Origin of the sequence: Paraburkholderia sp. J41 (assembly GCF_905220235.1) — a bacterium.
Taxonomy (GTDB): Bacteria; Pseudomonadota; Gammaproteobacteria; order Burkholderiales; family Burkholderiaceae; genus Paraburkholderia.
The window spans coordinates 293,983-312,252 of the sequence record NZ_CAJMZE010000004.1; the positions used below are offsets into that span (position 1 = coordinate 293,983).

General features: G+C 65.9%; 19 protein-coding genes. 3 read left to right on the plus strand and 16 right to left on the minus strand.

What is annotated here, in order from left to right:
• Nucleotides 1-24: 24 nt before the first annotated feature.
• Nucleotides 25-1,026, minus strand: coding sequence for a GNAT family N-acetyltransferase (locus U5805_RS06420; RefSeq protein WP_322102608.1), 1,002 nt, complete (start codon nucleotides 1,024-1,026; stop codon nucleotides 25-27).
• A gap of 393 nt (nucleotides 1,027-1,419) precedes the next feature.
• Between U5805_RS06420 and U5805_RS06425 the strand changes: the two genes are divergently transcribed.
• Nucleotides 1,420-3,000 (plus strand): SH3 domain-containing protein, encoded by a 1,581-nt coding sequence (locus tag U5805_RS06425; protein WP_322102609.1) that lies wholly within the window; start codon nucleotides 1,420-1,422, stop codon nucleotides 2,998-3,000.
• A gap of 263 nt (nucleotides 3,001-3,263) precedes the next feature.
• Here U5805_RS06425 and U5805_RS31765 read toward each other — a convergent pair whose 3' ends face one another.
• The 14 genes from U5805_RS31765 to U5805_RS06495 all read right to left on the minus strand — a co-directional run bounded on the left by U5805_RS31765 (nucleotide 3,264) and on the right by U5805_RS06495 (nucleotide 15,446).
• Complete coding sequence (locus U5805_RS31765) at nucleotides 3,264-3,545, minus strand: hypothetical protein (RefSeq protein WP_415914541.1); 282 nt, start codon at nucleotides 3,543-3,545, stop codon at nucleotides 3,264-3,266.
• Between the two features lie 167 nt (nucleotides 3,546-3,712).
• On the minus strand, nucleotides 3,713-4,417 hold the full coding sequence (locus U5805_RS06435) for a GntR family transcriptional regulator (protein ID WP_322102611.1): 705 nt from the start codon (nucleotides 4,415-4,417) through the stop codon (nucleotides 3,713-3,715).
• Nucleotides 4,418-4,497: 80 nt separating this feature from the next.
• Nucleotides 4,498-5,286: a carboxymuconolactone decarboxylase family protein gene (locus U5805_RS06440; RefSeq protein ID WP_322102612.1), complete on the minus strand. Its 789-nt coding sequence runs from the start codon at nucleotides 5,284-5,286 to the stop codon at nucleotides 4,498-4,500.
• 164 nt (nucleotides 5,287-5,450) lie between these two features.
• Complete coding sequence (locus U5805_RS06445; RefSeq protein ID WP_322102613.1) at nucleotides 5,451-5,846, minus strand: cupin domain-containing protein; 396 nt, start codon at nucleotides 5,844-5,846, stop codon at nucleotides 5,451-5,453.
• Nucleotides 5,843-6,769, minus strand: a complete 927-nt coding sequence (locus tag U5805_RS06450; RefSeq protein ID WP_415914542.1) for an NAD(P)-dependent oxidoreductase — start codon at nucleotides 6,767-6,769, stop codon at nucleotides 5,843-5,845. Before U5805_RS06450 ends, U5805_RS06445 begins: the two co-directional genes overlap by 4 nt.
• Before the next feature lie 37 nt (nucleotides 6,770-6,806).
• On the minus strand, nucleotides 6,807-8,153 hold the full coding sequence (locus U5805_RS06455; protein ID WP_322102614.1) for an MFS transporter: 1,347 nt from the start codon (nucleotides 8,151-8,153) through the stop codon (nucleotides 6,807-6,809).
• 73 nt (nucleotides 8,154-8,226) lie between these two features.
• Nucleotides 8,227-8,622 (minus strand): carboxymuconolactone decarboxylase family protein, encoded by a 396-nt coding sequence (locus tag U5805_RS06460; RefSeq protein ID WP_322102615.1) that lies wholly within the window; start codon nucleotides 8,620-8,622, stop codon nucleotides 8,227-8,229.
• 105 nt (nucleotides 8,623-8,727) lie between these two features.
• Nucleotides 8,728-10,167 (minus strand): aldehyde dehydrogenase family protein, encoded by a 1,440-nt coding sequence (locus tag U5805_RS06465; RefSeq protein WP_322102616.1) that lies wholly within the window; start codon nucleotides 10,165-10,167, stop codon nucleotides 8,728-8,730.
• 20 nt (nucleotides 10,168-10,187) lie between these two features.
• Nucleotides 10,188-11,099, minus strand: coding sequence for an NAD(P)-dependent oxidoreductase (locus U5805_RS06470; RefSeq protein ID WP_322102617.1), 912 nt, complete (start codon nucleotides 11,097-11,099; stop codon nucleotides 10,188-10,190).
• A gap of 12 nt (nucleotides 11,100-11,111) precedes the next feature.
• Entirely contained in the window at nucleotides 11,112-11,438 is a 327-nt protein-coding gene (locus U5805_RS06475) for an NIPSNAP family protein (RefSeq protein WP_322102637.1), read from the minus strand.
• Nucleotides 11,439-11,470: 32 nt separating this feature from the next.
• Nucleotides 11,471-12,388 carry an NAD(P)-dependent oxidoreductase gene (locus U5805_RS06480; protein ID WP_322102618.1) on the minus strand — a complete coding sequence of 306 codons (918 nt, stop codon included), beginning with the start codon at nucleotides 12,386-12,388 and terminating at the stop codon, nucleotides 11,471-11,473.
• A gap of 43 nt (nucleotides 12,389-12,431) precedes the next feature.
• Entirely contained in the window at nucleotides 12,432-13,790 is a 1,359-nt protein-coding gene (locus U5805_RS06485) for an MmgE/PrpD family protein (protein WP_322102638.1), read from the minus strand.
• 64 nt (nucleotides 13,791-13,854) lie between these two features.
• The gene (locus U5805_RS06490) at nucleotides 13,855-14,640 is read right to left on the minus strand and encodes an SDR family oxidoreductase (protein WP_322102619.1); all 786 of its coding nucleotides are present in this window, start codon (nucleotides 14,638-14,640) and stop codon (nucleotides 13,855-13,857) included.
• Nucleotides 14,637-15,446, minus strand: a complete 810-nt coding sequence (locus U5805_RS06495) for an N-acyl homoserine lactonase family protein (RefSeq protein ID WP_322102620.1) — start codon at nucleotides 15,444-15,446, stop codon at nucleotides 14,637-14,639. Before U5805_RS06495 ends, U5805_RS06490 begins: the two co-directional genes overlap by 4 nt.
• Before the next feature lie 407 nt (nucleotides 15,447-15,853).
• On the opposite strand from U5805_RS06495, the gene solA reads away from it, so the two are divergent.
• Nucleotides 15,854-17,056 (plus strand): N-methyl-L-tryptophan oxidase, encoded by a 1,203-nt coding sequence (gene solA / locus U5805_RS06500; protein ID WP_322102621.1) that lies wholly within the window; start codon nucleotides 15,854-15,856, stop codon nucleotides 17,054-17,056.
• A gap of 62 nt (nucleotides 17,057-17,118) precedes the next feature.
• Here solA and U5805_RS06505 read toward each other — a convergent pair whose 3' ends face one another.
• Nucleotides 17,119-17,640 carry a GNAT family N-acetyltransferase gene (locus U5805_RS06505; RefSeq protein WP_322102622.1) on the minus strand — a complete coding sequence of 174 codons (522 nt, stop codon included), beginning with the start codon at nucleotides 17,638-17,640 and terminating at the stop codon, nucleotides 17,119-17,121.
• Nucleotides 17,641-17,794: 154 nt separating this feature from the next.
• Between U5805_RS06505 and U5805_RS06510 the strand changes: the two genes are divergently transcribed.
• The gene (locus U5805_RS06510) at nucleotides 17,795-18,223 is read left to right on the plus strand and encodes a PRC-barrel domain-containing protein (protein ID WP_322102623.1); all 429 of its coding nucleotides are present in this window, start codon (nucleotides 17,795-17,797) and stop codon (nucleotides 18,221-18,223) included.
• Nucleotides 18,224-18,270: the final 47 nt, after the last annotated feature.

The window sequence follows — 18,270 nt, forward strand, 5'->3', positions numbered from 1 at the left end:
CGTCAACGCACCGGCATCGCGCCGTCAAAGGTTCGGGGCGAACACGTGCGCGGGCGCGAAATGGCGCTTCACCGTACGCGTGAGCAGATACATCGTACCGAGCCGCTCCACGCCCAGCCGCTGGGTGAGCGTCGCGCCGAATCCACTCAGGAAATTGAACGTCGACGGACTCGAAAAGCCGTCGAAATCGAACGTGAGCCCGCGGTCGAGCGCGCGGCAAATACTGGTCCAGAGCAGCAGGCTGATCGAGCCGCAATGCGCCTCGCGCGTGCGCGACGAAAGCAGGTAGTACATCGACTGATGATCCCAGACGATGCCGATCGCCGCGACGAGCTGCCCGTCCGACGCGTAGGCGCCGAGCAGCATGCCCGCCTTGCGCGCGACGAACGCGTTGACGAGTTCGCGCATCACCGCCGAGCCATACGCGTTGGTGCGCGAGCGCGCGGCGAGATTGGCCTCGTAGAACGCGAGAAATGCCTCGGGCGTGAGGTCGGCGTCGATCGTCAGTTCGTGCGACGCGCTGCGGATCACGTTGCGCGTCTTGCTGTCGAGCCGCGCCCAGGCGGCGTCCGCCGTATCGTGCGGCGTGATGCGGAAGGTGTAGCGCGCCGAAACCGTGAAGCCGCGCAGCGCGAACGCAAGCGCGTCCTCCACGCGCGGATCGAACACCTGGAAAAAGCTGTCGCATTCGGGCAATTGCTCGATGAGCCGCGCCGTGACATCGAGCCGGTGCCGCAGTTGCCGCGCCGCGCTGCCCGTCACGGGCGCGATCACGGGCCCGAGCGTGCGCGTGAGCGGCGGCAGATGCGAAACGCGCCACAGGCGCGTGCGCCGCATCGCATACGGCATCTCGCCGATCACCGCGTCGTTGTGCTTCACGACCGCGCGCTGCCAGTTGCCTTGCGTCGCGATGTCGAGCCACCACGGCTCGTGAAAAATCGAATGCGCGGTCGGAACCGGCGGCTGCGCAAGCGGGGCGGCGCGGGCCTGCCGCGCAGGCGGCGCCCAGTCTTTCACTGTCGACATTTTTCTGATCCCCGGTCTCCGTTTTTCCTCGGTGCGGATCGGCAGGCCGCGAATGACGAAACTGGTGCGGGCCGATCGCGCATGGTGCACGAAGTGCAGTCTAGGGATATCAAACCGTCGATTTACGCCAAAATCCAGCAGCGCGCGCCTGCCGCGCCGGGCCGAGGCAACTTTCACGCGGCCATTTGCGCGCCGCCGCACGCTCGCGATGCGAATGACCTCGACTCAACGGTCTGGCTTTTTGACGCGACGCGCCTCTGCTTTTTCGTTTGCGTGTTTGCGTTTGCGTTTTTGCGTTTGCGTTTGCGCCAGTCGGCATGCGCGATGCGGGGCGGTCGCGGCGCCCGGACGCTCCTGTATCATCGGCAAATTGCCGTTCCGCGTTTGCAATCCATGCGCCTCGCCCGTTTCGTTCGCCCGTCCCTCGAATCCTCCGCCTCGCCGCCGCGCAGCATTGCGCGCGCCGCGCTCGTCGCATTTGTATTGGCCGCCGCCTGCGCGCTGCCCGGCTGCGCGAGCGCGCCGCCCTCGTCCGCATCGCCCCGACCTGCCGCGCAAGCGTTGCCGCCCGACACGGTCTCGCTCTTTCCCATCGAGCACTACGACCAGAACGTCGATCGCGCCATCGACCCCGCAAGCGCCGGTTACGACACGCCCTTCCTCGCGCCCGAAGTTCAGCGCGCGCAATTCGCGGCGCTCGTGGCGCGTTATTTCGGCGACGCGCCCGGCGATCCTTCGCCGTGGAATCGCAGCTATGTCGACCAGCGCGTGTACCGCGACGGCGGCAGCGACATCGCCGCGCTGCAACGGCGCCGCCTCGATCTTTTCGACAATACCGGCAAGCCGCCGCGCCGCATTGGCTACGGCATGAACTTTCGCCCGCACACGAAGGCGTGGATCGACGCGATCGCGCAAAACGTGAACGCCGCGCAGTTCGAGCGCGCCTCCGGCTACGACGCGAACCGCCGCGCGATAGCCACGTCGGCGCTTTACGTGCGCGAGTTGCCGACCATTGACCCTTCGTTCTACTCGCACCGGATCGCGGGCGAAGGGTATCCGTTCGACAATCTCCAGGTGAGCGCGGTGCGGCCCGGCACGCCGCTCTACGTACTCGGCACGAGCGCGGACGGCGCGTGGCGCTACGTGCAAACGCCCGACGTGCAAGGCTGGGTGCGTAGCGACGGCGTGGCCGGCGCCGACGAAACGTTCGTGGCCGCATGGCGCGCGGCGGCACGGCAATCGCTGGGCGTGGTGACGGCGGCTTCCGCGGCGTTGCGCGACGATGGCGGCACGTTCCGCTTCGAAGCGCCCGCCGGCACCTTGCTGCCGCTGCGCGCGGCGGCGGGCGCGACGCGCGAAGTCGTCGTGCCCGCGCGCGACATCGACGGCCGCGCCGTGATCCGCACCGCGCCGCTGGACGCGAACGCCATTGCCGACGCGCCGCTCGCCGCCACGCCGCGCCACCTCGCGATGCTCATGAAGGCGTTGATCGGCCGCCCCTACGGCTGGGGCAACGCGAATTTCGACAACGACTGTTCCGCCGAACTGCAAAGTATTTTCGCGGCGTTCGGCGTGTGGCTGCCGCGCCATTCGTCCACGCAAATGAGCGCGGGCGCGATGACCGATCTTTCGGCCGCCACGCCCGCCGGGCGGCTTGCGTGGCTCACGCAGCACGGCGCGCCCATGCGCACGCTCATCTATATCGGCGGGCACGTCATGCTGTATCTGGGCAACACCGAACGCGACGGCCGCACGGTGCCACTCGTCTATCAGGACGTGTGGGGATTGCGCCCCGCCGACAACAGCCGCCGCGCCGTGATCGGCGGTTCGGTGATTCTGCCGCTGCTGCTCAGCTATCCCGAAGACCCGAGCCTCGAATCGCTCGCCGCCACGCCCACGTTCCAGGTGAGCATTCTGGGCACGCCCGCGAGCAGCGCGCCTTCGCACGACGAAGAGGAAAATCCCGCCGGTTGAGGCGCTGTCCCTCGCGGCGGTTTTTCAAGGTTCGACGACGTTGAAATCGCCGCCGAATTGATCGAGCGTTTCGAGCCGTTCGCGAAACAGCCCGGCCTCGCCTTCGCTCTGAATCTCGCGCGCCACCACGCGGCTTGGCGCCCGCTTTCAGATACCGCGCGACATCAGCGCTACGAGCCGGTGAGCGACATCAACCGCCCGCTTCAGGTAGGCGCAAACACGCGCGCAAGGCTGTTAGACTCGCGCGTTTTCAGTCGACTGGCTTATCGGGAGAACGCATCATGCGTCGACATGTTTTGTCGCTGCCGTTCGTCGCGCTGACGGCGGCCGCTTTGACCGTTGCGACCATTGCGACCGTTACGCTTGGCGCGTGCGCGAACCGCGCGCAGGAAGCGCCGGCAAATGCCGTCGGCGCCGATGCGGATGCGCACGGATGCCGCGCGTCGGCGGGCTATGCGTGGTGCGAGCACACGCAGCGTTGCGAACGCCCCTGGGAGTTGGCGCAGCAAAAGCAGTTCGCGCCTGATGCGGCGCAATTCGCGCATTACTGCGCCACCGGCTCCGCCGCTCCGGCGAAGCCGCCTCAGCCGGAGTAACGGCGGCGGCGGAAGTCACAGCGAACGTATCGGCAAAAATATCGGCGCAAGAATCGGCAAAAATATCGGCGAAAGTCATCGCCGCAAGCCGCTGCGGCGAAGCACCGCGCGCGGGTTCAGGCTTCTTCGGCGTCGCCCGTTGCGGGGTCCGCGCTTTCGTTGCCGTCGAGCATGCGCATCGCGGCTTTTTCGGCGTTGAGCACGTGCTGGCGCGCGAGTTTCTGCGCTTCGCCCGCATCGCGCGCCTTGAGCGCTTTATAAAGTTCGTCGATTTCGCTCAGGCTGCTCGGCAGCCGGTCGGGATGCATGAGCGACGTGGCACGCAGCAGGTTCACGCGCGAATACAGGCTGGTGAGAATTTCCTTCACGAGACTATTGCCGCAGTGATCGAGCAGCACGTCGTAGAGCGCCGTTTTCGCCTTGAGCACGCCTTCCTGGCTTTGCGCCGTGGCCTGCGCGCGCAACTCCTTCGCGGCCGCGCCGAAGCGCTCGATGGTCGCGTCGTTCGCGCGGCGCGCGAATTCGTGCGCCGCGAAGCCTTCGAGCAACGCGCGCAGCGCGTAAAGCTCGGCGGCTTCCTCGCGCGACATCACCGCCACCACCGGCCCCTTGTGCGGCACGTTGCGCACGAGCTTTTCGGCTTCGAGCTTGCGCAGCGCCTCGCGCACCGAAGTGCGGCTCACGCCCAGCGTTTCGCAGAGTTCGCGCTCGATCAACCGCGCGCCCGGCGCGAAGCGCCCGCTCATGATGGCCTGGCGCAGCACGTTCTCGACCTGATGACGCAGCGTTTCGGGCCGCACCAATCCAATATCAGTCGACATTATTGTCTTCCCGTCCGACAAAGTTCCAGCCGATATGATACTGCACCGCACGCCGTTTCCCGAAGCGCCGCGGCCGCTTTTCAGCGCGGCTGCGCGTCCTGCCGTCGCGCCAGTGCCGCCTCGAGCAGCGGCGCGCCGAGTTCCGCACCGTGTATGCCCGTCGTGCTGACGATTTCGAGCAATTCCATCAATTCCGCCGCCGTTGCGCCGTAACGCAGGGCGTTGCGCATATGCAACTTCAAACCCGGCACGTAGAGATGCGTGGACGACGCGTCGAACGCGCAATACATGAATTCCTTGACCTTGGGACTCAAAACGCCCGTGCGCCACGGCACCGAAGAAAACGCCACATACGCTTCGAACAGGTCGGGATCGAGTTCGAGCAGCCCTTCCCAGGTGGGATGCCAGTAGCCGCGATTGCGCTCGAACGCCGCCTTGAGCGCGCGTTGCCGCTCGTCCAGCGGCGTGGGTCCGGCGCGCAAGCCGTCCTCTTCCAGCACTTCGAGCAGCACGGGCACGCCCACGTTGCTCGTATGAATGCCGATCGTGCTCACGAGTTCGAGCACTTCCATCAACTCCTCGCGCGTCGCGCCGCACGCCAGCGCCGCGTCGATATGGTGCGCGACGCCGGGCACGAAAAGCTGCGTGGCGCAGGCATCGGCGGCGAGCGCGATGAACGCGCGCACCTTCGCGTCCAGATGATTGCGCCGCTGCGGCACGCCCGAAAAGGCCACGTAGGCGTCGACGAAACCCGCGTCCAGACGCAGCATGCTTTCCCACGCGGCGTTCCACGTGCCATGCACGCGCACGAAATCGGCCTTGATGCTTTGCGGATCGCGCGTTCGCGCCGGGTCTTGCACGTCTGTCATGGCTGCCTGCCTCCTGTTTGTGCGGCTTTCGCCACGGGTTTTTCGCCGCCGTTTTCGCGTCATTTTTCCGACGCTGTTTTCGTCGATGCGGAGCGCGCCCCGCATCGCTTCATGCCGCGTCCAGCACGCGCCCAACATGCGCCCAACGCGTGCACAACACGCGCTCAGCGCGCGTTCAACCCCTGAGGATAGTCGCGCTCGGCAACCTCCTCCTGCCACGTGGCCGAACCGAGCGACGTGGCGATATGCACCATGTAGCTCGCGTCGCTCGCGCCGTGCCAGTGACGCTCGTTCGGCCCGATGAACACGATGTCGCCCTGGCGGATTTCCTGCGGCGGCTCGCCTTCCTTGCACACCCAGCCGCGCCCGGCCGTGACCGTCAGCACCTGGCCGTATTCGTGCGTATGCCAGAACGTGCGCGCGCCCGGCGAGAAAAAGACGGTGTTGATCGTCACGTTGTCAGTGGGCGCCATCACCGGATCGGCCCATACGGTGCCCGTAAACGTCGCGCCCCGCTGCTCCGACTTGCCGCCTTCCGCCCTGCCGTGAAATACCTTCATGCTGCGTTCTCCTTGTTTCGTTGTCCTGCGTTTCCATCGTGAAGCCGCACGCCGCCCGAGACGTCGCCGATCGCATCCACCACGCGATTGCTGATGACGTCGCCATAACCGAGCGCCGTGCCCAGACCGAAGCTGGCGAGCGGTCCCGCCGCGTTGAGCGAAACCACGCCCAGTTCGCGCGCGCGATCGACATAGAGCACGACGTCCTTCGTCATGAGCTTGCCGGTCAGGCCGCCTTCGAGATAATCGCCGTCGACGATCTTCGGAAAACGGTTCAAGGTGGCGAAGTTCACGCCGCTGCTGCTGTTGAGCACGTCGAGCAGCACATGCAGATCGAGCCCGGCCTTCTTGCCCGCCACCATCACCTCCGCGCTGGCCGCGAGGCTCACCGCATTGAGGAAGTTGTTGAGCAGCTTGGTGGTGTGGCCCGCGCCGCTTGCGCCCATGTGCGCGACTTTCGCGGCGATCGGCGCGAATGCCCATTGCAGCGCTTCCACGGCCTGCGTTTCGCCGCCCACCATCAGCGTGAGCTTGCCCTTTTCGGCCGCCGCCGCGCCGCCCGAGATGCCCGCGTCGACGTAATGCACACCGCGTTCGGCAAAGCGCTGCGCGAGGCGGATCGTCGAACTCGCGGCGGCCGTGCTCAAATCCACGACGATCTGGCCCGCGCGGCAATGCGCGAGCACGCCGTCGGCGCCTTCCACCACCGCTTCCACCACCTTGCTGTCGGGCAGCGACATCAGCACGACGTCGGCGAATTTCACGGCATCGGCCACGGTCCCGGCCGCTTGCGCGCCCGCGGCCTGCGCGCGCTCCGGCGCCGTGTCGTAGCCGAGCACCTGGATGCCGGCATTCACGAGACACCGCGTCATGCGCCCGCCCATGTTGCCGAGGCCGATAAAGCCTATGCGTTCCTTGTTCATCGCTGTTCCTGGTTGTTCCTCATTGTTCATGAATTGCTTAGAAGTCCACATCTTTCGTTTCCGGTCCCATCAGCGCACCGATCGCGCCAATCAGCCCGCCCACGCAGAGCAGCGCAACCGGCGTGAGCCGCAGCGGCATGAAGGCGCTCAGCGCGTTCATGTAGAACGCGTAAAACGACGGGATGATCACCGAAAGACTGAAGCCCACGCCAAAGCCGGTTGCCCGCACGTCCGTCACGAAGCGCTCGTTGATGTACGTGACGATCACGCCCCACGGCGACGTGACGATCACGGCCAGCACGCAGGTAATGGCGATGATGGCGGGCAGCGTGAGGTCGACGTTCGCGAGCACGTAAAGCAGGCCCGCGCCCACGGTCGCGATCACGGGGCCGAGTATCGCGAAGAAACGCCGGCGCCCGATGCGCTGCCCGATCATGCCCGAGCCGATATAGCTGAAAAACAGCACGAAATACGTGATCATCAGCGTGAGCGTGATCTGGAAGCCCGTGAGGTGCAGCGTCTTGAACAGCAGGCCGGTGGGCAGGAAGATCGTGATGATGTTTTGCGTGAGCCAGAAGCCCGTCATCATGACGAGCACTTGCAGCAGGCTGCGGCCGCTCTTGCCGCGCAGCAGGTCGCTTAGCGGCAGCTTCTCCGTTTCCGCGGGTTTGTCGGCGGCTTCGCTTTTCCAGATTTCCGATTCCGCAACCTTGTGTACGTAGTAAAGCGCGAGCAAACCCGCCAGCACCGCGCCCAGCACGAACGGAATGCGCCAGCCCCATTGCGCGTACGGCGAATGAACGCCGTTGAGCGGAAAGACCGCGAACATCAGCATTGCCACGAGATTGATCGACACATAGGCCGCCGGAAATCCCGCGATGATGAAGCCGCCCACGAAGCCGCGCTGGTGCTTCTTCGAGTATTCGATCGCAAGCGGCATGGCCCCGGTGTAACCGCCGCCAAGAAAGATGCCGTCCACGAAACGCAACAGCACGAGCAACCAGTAAGACGTGATGCCGATGCTCTCGTAACCCGGCAGCAGCGCGATGAGCAGCGTCACCACGCCGAACCCCGACACCGAATAGATCGACGCCTTGCGCCGCCCCACGCGGTCCGCGATCATGCCGAAGATCAGCGCGCCCACGGGCCGCCCGAGCAGCGTCGTGATGAACACGAGCGACGCGAGAATCGTCTCCATGCCGGGCGACAGATGCGGCGGCTGGAAAAACGCGAGCACGGGCGAGAGCACGACGACCGGCAAGTAGATATCGAACATGTCGATGTACTCGGAGAAGAACGCGCCCTTGATGGCGTTGCGCCGCTTCGCCTCGATCGACTCGTCGCGTTCGTGCTGAACGACGTCGGTTGCTGCCAGGGTTTTCATCTTTGTCTCCAACGGGTTTGGCGCACCGTTCGATGCGCGCGTTTATAGTGAATTTGTCGTGCAGCCTCGCGGGTCAGGCCGCGTTCTTCTCCGCCTCATAAGCCTTGATCGCTTCGCTCGCCACGCGGAACGCCGCAAGCGCGAGCGGCACGCCGCAATAAATCGCGGCCTGCATGAGCACCGCGCGAATTTCCTCTTTCGTCACGCCGTTGCGCAGCGCGCCTTTGACATGCACCGCGAGTTCGTGATGCTGGCTCATGGCCGTGAGCATGCCGAGATTGAGCATGCTGCGCGTCTTGAACGGCAGCGTGGGATCGCCCCAAATGTCGCCCCAACAGCACTCGGTCACGTACTTCTGCATCGGGCGATTGAAGTCGTCGGCGTTGGCCCACGACTTTTCCACGTGCGCGCCGCCCAGCACTTCCTTGCGATTCTCAAAACCGGCTTCAAAACGCTCGTTGTCACTCATTTCGGATTCCTCTCTGTTTTTTCGTGCTAAGTCGTGGGATCGATACGCCGCCATGTCGTCGAAGACGATCGTCCGACAAGGCGGCGGGGCAAAATTTTTTAAAGCTCAAGGCGTGCCGTAGCCCACCATCGACTTCGTTTCCAGATACTCGCGCAAGCCCGCTTCGCCCCATTCGCGGCCATTGCCGGAACGCTTGTAGCCGCCGAACGGCGCGTGAAAATCGGCGGGCGGATAGTTCAGATGCACGCCGCCGGCACGCAACGCACGGCCAACCGCGCGCGCACGCGCGATATCGCCCGACTGCACGTAGGCGGCGAGACCGTATTCGGTGCCGTTCGCGATGGCGATGGCTTCCTCTTCGCTGTCGTAGCCCATGATCGAAAGCACCGGCCCGAAAATTTCCTCGCGCGCGATCGTCATTTCGGGTGTCACCTGCGAAAACACCGTGGGCTTCACGTAGTACCCCCGCTCGAGGCCCGACGGTTTGCCGGTGCCGCCGGTAACGAGCCGGGCACCTTCGTCGATGCCCTTCTGGATCAGCATTTGCACGCGCTCGAACTGATTACGGTTCACGAGCGGCCCGAGCTGCGTGGCGGGGTCGTCGGTCGGCCCGACGCGATACGCCTGCGCGGCCCTGGAAGCAATCGCTTCCACGTCGCCCAGGAGGCGGCGCGGCACGATCATGCGCGTGGGGATCGAGCACGATTGCCCCGAATTCGTGAAGCACGCGGCCACGCCGCGCGTGACGGCCGCTTCGAGGTCCACGTCGTCGAGCAGGATGTTCGCGGACTTGCCGCCCAGCTCCTGCGCCACGCGCTTGACCGTGGCGGCGGCCGCTTCGGCGACCAGCACGCCCGCGCGCGTAGAGCCCGTGAACGACACCATGTCGATGCCGGGATGGCGCGCGATGGCCTCGCCCACGCCCGGCCCGTCGCCGTTCACAAGATTGAACACGCCGCGCGGCAAGCCCGCTTCCGCAAGCACCTGCGCGAAAAGCAACGCGCTCAGCGGCGAATATTCGCTGGGCTTGAGCACCATCGTGCAACCCGCTGCGAGCGCCGGCGCGATCTTCACGACGATCTGGTTGACCGGCCAATTCCACGGCGTGATCAGCCCGCACACGCCCACCGCTTCCAGCACGATGCGCGTGCTGCCGCGCTGCTCCTCGAACTCGAAACGTTCGAGCACTTCGATCAGCGCATTCAGATGCGCGGGACCGCGCGCGGCTTGACCGTTGCGCGCGAACGTGATGGGCGCGCCCATTTCGCGACGCATCAGTTCCGCGAACTCGTCGTAGCGGCGCTCGTAGATTTGCAGCACGCGCTTGAGGAGCGCCACGCGCTCCTGCACGCTCGTGGCGGACCACGCGGGCAACGCCCGGCGCGCGGCGGCCACGGCGCGGTCCACGTCGGCGGCGTCGCCCAGGGCGAGGCGCGCGACCGGCGACTCCGTGGCCGGATCGATCACGTCGAACCAGCGCGGCGCGTTGGGCGCGACCCACGCGCCATCGACGTAAAATTCCCCGCTATGCACTTCGATATTCATACGCACTCCGAATCAATAATTCAGTCCGCGTTCTTTTCCGCGTCGAGAGGCAACAGGCGATACAGCTCGGTGTGATCGGTTGCGGGGGTGGCGCGTTGCGCGGCCTCGTTCCACAGCGTGGCGCAGGTCGCGCCGATCGTCATCGGATAGCCGACCGACTCGGCGAGCGCACGCGCGATCTTGATGTCCTTGTTCATCAGTTGCAGCGCGAACCCGGAGCCGAACGTGCCGCTCAACATGAACTGCTTGACCTTGTTTTCCGAGGTATTGCTGCGCCCCGAGGAAGCATTGAGCACGTCGGTCATCACGCCGGGCTCGATGCCGAAACGCTCGGCAACGTGCAGCGCTTCCACCGTCGCGGCAAGCCCCGCTGCCGACACGTAGTTGTTGAGCGCCTTGGCCGCGTGGCCCGCGCCCGCGCCGCCGATATGCAGCAGGCTCTTGCCCATGGCCGAGAGCAACGCGTGGCAACGCGCGGCCACTTCCTCGCGTCCGCCGATCAGGATCGCGAGCGTGCCCTCTTTCGCCTTCTTCACGCCACCCGAGACCGGCGCGTCGAGATAGGCAAGGCCGCGCTCCTCGAGCACCGCGCCCAGCTTGCGCGAACGTTCGGGCTCCGAAGAACTCATGTCGATGACGACCGTGCCCGCGGCAAGACGGCTGGCCCAGCCGTTCGCGCCGCTGCCGAGCAGCACGTTTTCGACGATGGCCGAGTTGGGCAGCATGGTGATGAGCGCGTCCAGTTCGGCCGCGTTGTCCGGACCGAGCCGCTGCGCGCCCGTTTGCGCGGCGAGCGCTTCGGCGCGCGCCGCGTCGGCGTCGTCGAGGTAGAGCGCGTAGCCCGCGTTCACGAGGCATTGCACCATCGGCGCGCCCATCATGCCGAGGCCGATAAAGCCGATCTTGCGCGGCGTCTGTTGCGATTGCGTCATGGCGACCTCTCCTTAACGCAGCGGCGAAAACGCGGTGGGCGCGAGCATGTGGCTCTCGATGCGCTCGACGATAGGCCGCTCGGCCTCGGTCGCGGCGCGCTTCTCGATCCATTCGGCGTCGGCCTGGAACGCGTTCCATTTCTGCTCGCGTTCCGCGAGGCTTTCCCACCGCAAGAGATAGGTGAGCGTGTGATTGCTCTCGCCGATCAACGTGGTCCAGAAGCCGATGGGCTTGATGCCGTACTTCTCGAAGAAGCCGAGCGTGGTGGACGAGAAGCGATCGAGCAGCGCCGGCAAACGCGTCGGCGCGCAGTGGTAGACACGCATTTCAACAATCATCATGTTCTCCGATTAGTTCGTTATGCTTGCGATTATTCGAGTCCATTGGTGGACGACCAATGTTCGACGTAACGCACGAGTTCCGTCATGTCGCGAGCGGCGCCGTCCTGCATCGCCGCGTAATTCCATACCTGGCGCGCGATATTGCCCACCCACATCGGCACGCCCAGCGCCTGGCATTCGTCCACGGCCAGGCCGATGTCCTTGCACACGCTGCTCACGGGAAAGCCGAAATCGAACGTGCGCGGCAGCACGTGCTTCGGAAACTTGTCGAGCGTCGCACCGTTCTTGCCGCTGCCCGCGTTGATCACCGAAATCATGATCTCGGGGTCGAGACCGCCGCGCATGCCCGCCACGAAGGCTTCGGACGTGATCGCGAACGCCGTGGTGGACAGCATGTTGTTCAGCAGCTTGAGCAATTGCCCCTGGCCCGCTTCGCTGCCCACCACGAACACCTTGCCGAACACGTCGAACAGCGGCCGCACTTCCTCCAGCGCCGCGCTCGCGCCCGCCGCCATGATCGTGAGCGCGCCCTTCTGCGCGCCCGCCGCGCCGCCGCTCACGGGCGCATCGACGGTCTCGATGCCCTTCGCACGCAAGCCCGCCGCCACTGCCTTTTCGGTGCGCGAGCCGACCGTCGAGAGATCGACCAGAATCTTCAGCGCTTCGCCTTCGTGCAGGCCGTCTGGCCCGATGGCCACGTCCTTGAAGATCGCGGGCGTCGGCAGGCTCGTGAACACGATGCGCGCACGATCCGCGACGTCCCGCACGGACTTCGCCGCCTGCGCGCCGAGCGCGACGAGATCGGCAACGGCGGCTTCGTCGCGATCGAACACGATCAACGCGTGCCCCGCCTGAAGCAGTCTGCGCGCCATCGGCCGCCCCATCGTCCCCACGCCCACGAATCCGAGCGGCGCGCCGCGCTGCTCCGCTGTTGGTTGACTACTCATGTTCGCCCTCGTTTCGATAAAACTTCGGAATCCCTGGTATCGGTCAGGCGGCCCGCGCGAGTTGCATGACCGCTGCCGCGTCCGGCGCGGAATCGAGCGCCCACAATTGCGAAAGCAACGCCTCCACGTCGATGCGCGCGCCGTCGCGTGTACCGCCGAATGCGCCGTGTCCCCCGGCCAGTTCGCGCAGCTTGGCTTCGAGCGCCGCGTCGTCGAGCGGCGCGGCCAGACTGCCTCGCGCGGCCTGCACGTACTGCGAGATTCGTTCGCCCGAACGCAAGACGAGCGTGACTTCGGCCGACTCCACGGACCACGCGGGTTCGTCGATGAATCGCAGGCGCCGGCCGATCGCGCGCAAGGCGGGCTCCGCCACGGCGGCGTCGCTGAATTCGGCGAGACCCGCGCGGCCACGCGCCAGCGCGACGGCCACCGCATGTTGCGCGCTCACTTGCGAGGCGCGGCCGCTCTGCACGTCGGGGCGATCCGTGCGCTCGCGCAACAGCGGATGTCCGCGCAATTCGATCGTTTCGACCGCATCGAGATTCGCCTTCGGGCTCGCGCCATGCAGCGCGAGACACGCGTCGATCACGGGATTGAGCACCACGCCGCACGGATACGGCTTATACGTGTTCGCGCGCAGCGCCCAGTCTCGCCCGAGCCCTTCGGTGATCGCGTCGAAATCGGGCCGCGCGGCCGCGCAACGCAGGAAGCCGCGCTCGCCTTCGAGCGGCGCAAGCGGCCCCGAAAACCCTTCCTGCGCGAGCAGCGCCGCGAGCAAGCCGTTGCGCGCCGCATTGCCCACGCCGATGCTTTTCGACATCGTGCCTAGCGTTTCGACCAGCCCGCCCGTTTGCGCCGAAGCGTTGCCGAGCGCCCACGCCGTCTCGCGCGCGTTCAACGCGATGGCGCGCGCCGCCGCAGCCGCCGCGCCAAACACGCCGCACGTCGACGTAATGTGCCAGCCGCGCTGATAATGCTCCGGCGAAACGGCATTGCCGATACGGCACGCCGCCTCCACGCCCAGCACGAACGCGAGCAGCAGCGCCTCGCCCGAAAGCGCGATGGTTTGCGCGAGCGCGAACAGCGGCGCGGCCACCGGCGCGCCCGGATGAATGATGGTCGGCAGATGCGTGTCGTCGAAGTCGAACACGTTCGCGCTCATGGCGTTGAGCGCCGCCGCGTTGAGCATGTCGTTGCGCTCGCAACGACCGACGAGCGTGGCCTCCTCGCGCGCGGCAAAGCCGCCATAAACTTTCACGGCTTTGTCGATGGTCGGATCGTGCGCGCCCGCGAGCGCCACCGCGAAGTAATTCACGAGCGCGCGCTTCGCCTCGTGGCGCACGTCGGCGGGCACGTCGGCCCATTGCGTGCGCGCGACGAATCGTGCGAGCGTGTCCGTCACGCCGGCGCGGGATGCGTCCGTGCGCGCGGGCGCGCGATTATCCGCGCCAAGGTCCGCATGAAGATCAGCCTGCAAGCCAGCCTCCTTCGATCGGCAGCGTCGCGCCCGTGATTTGCGCGGCCGCGGCGCCGCAAAGAAACACCACGAGTTCGCCCACGTGCGCCGCGTCGATCAACTCGCCGGTCGGCTGCTTGCCTTCGAGAAACGCCTGCACGGCTGCGCCGCGGTCGAGCGAGCGCGCTTCCATCAACGCATTGATGCGGCTGTCGATATTCGGCGTAAGCACCGAGCCGGGGCAAATCGCATTGCAGGTGATGCCCTGCTTGAGCGTTTCGAGCGCGACCGAGCGAGTCAGGCCGATCAACGCGGTTTTCGTCGTCACGTAATCGACGCGATTGGCCACCGCGCGCGAACCGTACACCGACGTCATGTTGATAATGCGCCCGAAGCCGCGCTCGCGCATGCCCGGCAGCGCGAGCTGAATCGCGCGAAACGCCGCCGTGAGATTCACCGCGAGAGCCTCGTTCCAGCGCTCCAGTGCAAACGCTTCGATGCCCGCGAAGTGCCGCACGACCGCGTTGTTGATCAGCACGTCGAGCGAGCCGAGTTTCGCGAGCGCCGCGTCCATCAACGCTTCGACGCCGCTCACTTGCGTCAGGTCCGCCTGCACGTAACTCACGCGCACGTCGCAACGCCGCGCGAGCGCCGCGCACGATTCGGTCATTGACTGCGGCGCTTCGAGTCCGTGCAGCACAATCTCGCAGCCCGCCTGCGCGAGCGCCGTGGCCATCGCGAAACCGAGTCCGTTCGACGATCCGGTGACGAGCGCGCCTTTGCCTCGCAAGCTCATCGGCCGCTCCGCATCGGCGCGTCGAGACGCACGATCCAGCCTTCGGTTTCGCGATCGTGCGCGGGGAAACGCGCGAGCACGGCGGGATCGTGGCCCGGAATCACCTGTGCAGCCGAACTCGCAAGACGATGCGCCGTTTCGTAGCCTTCGATCATGTCGCCGACGTTGTAGACCACCGGGAACGGGCGGTGATCGTCCATGTTGGCGTAGAAGTGCGAGGCGTCCGAAGCGAGCACGACCCAGCCGTGTTCCGTATGCACGCGCACGATCTGCAAGCCGTTCGTGTGACCGCCGACCCAATGCACGCTGATGCCCGGCGCGACTTCGGAAGCGCCTTCGTGAAACTGCACGCGCCCGTCGAACAGGCGGCCCACCATCGCCTTCACGTCCGCGGGTTCGAACGGATGGCTGAGCGCGTGATGGCACATGCAGCGCCCCGTGCAATACGCCATTTCGCGGTCCTGAATGTGATAGCGCGCGTGCGGAAACAGCGCGTGGTTGCCCGCGTGGTCGTAATGCATGTGCGTGATGATCACGTCTTTCACGTCGTCCGGGCGAATGCCGATCTTGCCGAGCCCCGCTTCCACCGTGTTCGTGATCGTTCGGCCGCGCTTGTCGGCCATCGCCTGGTCGAAACCCGTATCGACGATAAACGTGCGCTCGCGGCCCACCACGGCCCAGACGAAATAATCGAGCGGCATGGGCGTGTCGTGCGTGTCGCCGCCGATGAAGTTGTGGTACGAGCGGCGCTCGAAGTGCGCATATTTGACGGCGTAGATGCGGTAGTTCTCGATGGGCGACGACATGTCTCGGTGTCCTGTTGTTGAAATATCGAGGCGCGGCCGGTCAGCGCATGCAAGCGGCGGACGGCAGGCGTGACCCGAAGCGGGTTCGGGCGAGGGCAATGGACAGGGCAACCGCGAGGACTGGGGCGCGACTGGTGTTGCAGTGCATGGGCTGTCTCCTGCTTTTGGCGTTCTGGTCTGCGGCATGAGGCGCAGTGCGTGAGGCGCAGTGCGTGGGCAGTGCATGAAGCGGATTATATTCTTGTCATACAATCCGTCAAGAAGATAAAGCGCACAGACACCGTTGCCATGAGGGCGAGCACCGCGCCGCCTCGCTCGACAGCCATGCCCGAAGCGCCGACAATGGCTGCCCTCCACAATCCCACCGTGCTGTCCGTCCGGGCAGCAACGAAACCCAGGGCGCGCGTATGCAGGATTTACAAGCCGGCAACGGCGGCAGGAGTGGCCAGAGCGGCGAGCGCAAGTTCGACACGCTGGTCGTCGGCGCGGGCTCGATGGGGATGGCGGCCGGTTACCACCTCGCGCGCGCGGGCAATCGCGTTCTGCTGCTCGACGCGGGCGACCCGCCGCACGACGAGGGCGCGCATCACGGCGGCACGCGGCTGATTCGTCATGCGTACGGCGAAGGCGCCGCTTACGTGCCGCTCGCCTTGCGCGCGCAGGCGCTTTGGGAAGCGCTCGAACGCGAAACGCGGGCCGCCCCGCGCTCCGCCCTTTTCGTTCGCACAGGCATCGTCAATATCGGCTCGCCCGGCGACACGTTCCTGCACGAAGTGCAATTGAGCGCCGCGCGGCACGACTTGCCGCTGGAAACGCTCGATGCCGCGCAGGCGAGCGCGCGCTGGCCAGCGTGGCGGCTCGACGCGCAGCAGCGCGCGAACTTCGAGCCGGATGGCGGCGTGCTGTATTGCGAGCGCGCCGTTCGCGCGTATCGGGAAGGGGCTCTGGCGCACGGCGCCACGCTGCGCACGCACACGCGCATCACGCGCCTCGCGTGGCGCGGGCCGGACCATATCGAAGCGATTTCGGAAAGCGGCGAGACGTTTGCCGCCCGCACGTCGATCGTGTGCGCCGGAAAGTGGACGCGGCCGCTGCTGGCCGCGCTGGGCCATGCCGTGCCCGTTGCGCGCGTGCGCAAAACCTTCGCATGGTTCGAGGCCGGCGAGGCGTTCGCGCCCGAACGCTTCCCCGGTTTCGCGATCAGCACGGACCACGGCACGTATTACGGTTTCCCCGATCTCGACGGCAGCGGCCTCAAAGTCGGCCGCCACGACGGCGGCCAGCCCGTGGACGCCCATGCGCCGCTCGCTCCCTTCGGCGACGAACCCGGCGATCATGCCGATCTGCAACGCTTCCTCGCGCGCTATCTGCCAGGCGCGGGCGCGTTGCGCATGGGGCGCGCATGCGAATACGACATGACGCCCGACGAGCATTTCATCATCGACACGTTGCCGGAACGTCCCAACCTCCACGTCGCAACCGGCTTTTCAGGGCACGGCTTCAAATTCGCGAGCGCCGTGGGCGAAGCGCTTGCCGAACGCATCACGCTTGGCGCGAGCCGCATCGATCTGTCGATGTTTTCGCGCGCGCGTTTTTCCCCGGCCGGTTAATCAGGGATCCGGATTATCAGGAATCCCGATTATCTGGAATCCCGATTAACCGGCGATCCTCGCTAGCTGGCTTCGGGCGGCGGCGGCCCTTCGGTCTCGGGCGCCGTTTCGGCAGCCAATTGCTTGCCGAGACACAGCACGCCTTGCGCGGCCGCACGCTTGCCGCCGAATTTTTCAACCGATGCATAACCGTGGCGCAAGAAGAAGTCGATCGCGCGCACGTCGTCGGACCAGAGACGCAGCACCGCGCGCCGATAACCCGAATCGCGCACCGCATCTTCGATACATTCGAGCACGGCCGAGCCCACGCCCGACATTTCCGGCCGGCGATAAATACGGCGAATTTCAGCGGTTTCATACGAGAAGCGGCGGAATCCGCCGCAGCCCACCGGTTCGCCGTGGAGCGTGCGCGCGACGATAAAGCCGCCCCGCGTGGAACGGAAGTCCTCGGGATCGAATGCCGACTGGCCGCTCTCGCCGTGGCGCAGCGCGAACAGGGCGCCCAGTTCGTCGAGCAGGATGCGCGCGTCGTCGCTATCGGGATCTTCGCGGCGCACGACAATGGCCATGGATGACTGGTTCATGTTTTCCTCCCGATGCGTTGATGTACTGGCGTGAGCCGAATTCGTCCGGCTCGATCCCGCAAAGCGGATACCCGCGAAGCGCGTCGAATGCGCGGCACCGGCAGGCACACGCAATGCGCTAGACGGCATGCCTTAACCCTGAGAGGAGTACATCATGAGCATGCTCGATCCCCAATCGAATACGGGCGGCGCGCGCATCGTCGGCGGCGGTGTCGGCGAAGGCCCGGGCCCGGACATCATGGCCGCCGATACGCTCGACGGCAACAAGGTCTACACGTCGGACGGCGAACACGTCGGCAAAATCTCCGACATCATGCTTGACGTACGCTCGGGCCGCGTCGCCTATGCGGTGCTGTCCGAAGGCGGCTTTCTCGGCATCGGCGACAAGCTTCACGCCATTCCGTGGAGTTCGCTGACGCTCGACACGGCGGAAAAGTGCTTCCGCGTGGACATTGCCGCGCAACGCATCAAGGACGATCCGGGTTTCGACAAGGATCACTGGCCTTCGATGGCCGATCAGGCGTGGGGCACGCAGCTTCACGAGTACTACGGCCGCGAGCCGTACTGGCGCGATCCGCTGTGACCCGCGCTTGACATGACGAAGTAGAAAAGGCGCTGGATTTCCAGCGC